General features: G+C 60.7%; 1 protein-coding gene. It reads left to right on the top strand.

Translation table 11 applies throughout. From position 1 onward, the window contains the following. The first annotated feature begins 3 nt into the window (after positions 1–3). The gene (locus tag BTH42_RS34030; RefSeq protein WP_143752327.1) at positions 4–1221 is read left to right on the top strand and encodes an IS256 family transposase; all 1218 of its coding nucleotides are present in this window, start codon (positions 4–6) and stop codon (positions 1219–1221) included. The last annotated feature ends 40 nt before the right edge of the window (positions 1222–1261 follow it).

Raw genomic sequence — 1261 nt, 5'->3', positions numbered from 1 at the left:
CAACTGCCGGCGATTCCGGCCGAACTGCTTGAGCAGTTCGGCAACGGTCCGATGACGGCCGAAGCCATCAATGCTGCCACGCTGGCACTCAAGAAGGCGCTGATCGAGCGTGCGCTGGGCGGCGAGATGAATCACCATCTCGGCTACGCGCCAGGCACAGCCAAACCGGCCAGCGTGTCGAACCAGCGTAACGGCAAAGGCGCCAAGACGGTGCTGACCGAGGACGGTCCGATCCGTATTGAAGTGCCTCGTGACCGTGACGGCAGCTTCGAACCGATCCTGATTGCCAAGCATGAGCGCCGTTTCACGGGCTTCGATGACAAGATCGTTGCCATGTATGCCCGAGGGATGACGGTGCGCGAGATTCAGGGCTTCCTGCTGGAGCAGTACGGCACGGAGGTCTCGCCCGACTTCATCAGTTCCGTGACCGACGAAGTGATGGCCGAAGTGACTGCCTGGCAGGCCCGGCCGCTGGAACCGATGTACCCGGTGGTGTTCTTCGACGCACTGCGCGTCAAGATCCGCGAAGACGCCGTGGTACGCAACAAGGCGGTGTACCTTGCGCTGGGCGTACTGCCAGACGGCACCCGGGAGATCCTGGGTCTGTGGATCGAGAATACCGAGGGCGCGAAGTTCTGGATGAAAGTGTTCAATGACCTGAAGACGCGCGGCGTCCACGACATCCTGATCGCCGTTACCGACGGCCTCAAGGGCATGCCCGAGGCTCTGGCGGCCGTGTTTCCGGCGACGACGCTACAGACCTGCATTGTCCACCTGATCCGCAACAGCCTCGACTACGCCAGCTGGAAAGACCGTCGGGGCCTGGCTGCGGCGATCAGACCGATCTACGCAGCTGTCAGCGCCGAAGCCGCTCAGGCTGAACTCGATGCGTTTGCCGATGGGCCGTGGGGACAGAAATTCCCGACCGTCAGTAGCGCGTGGCGCAACGCCTGGGATCGCGTGATTCCGTTCTTTGCGTTTCCAGCGGGCGTGCGCAAAATCATCTACACGACCAACGCGATTGAAAATATCAACTCGCAGTTACGCAAGATCATCAAGACCCGCGGTCACTTCCCAACCGACGAGGCAGCCACCAAACTCATCTGGCTGGCCCTGCGCAACATCACGGCGAATTGGGGCAGTGCCGCTCACGACTGGAAGACAGCCATGAACCAGTTCGCTATTCTTTACGCAGATCGTTTCGTTCGGCCTTCCGTGTAATTACTCAACCCGCCTTAAACACGGAAATCCTGACACCCCC

It is taken from the genome of Burkholderia sp. SRS-W-2-2016, from assembly GCF_001931485.1.
In the GTDB taxonomy this organism is placed as follows: domain Bacteria; phylum Pseudomonadota; class Gammaproteobacteria; order Burkholderiales; family Burkholderiaceae; genus Paraburkholderia.
This window is presented reverse-complemented; position numbering and strand designations above follow the sequence as displayed.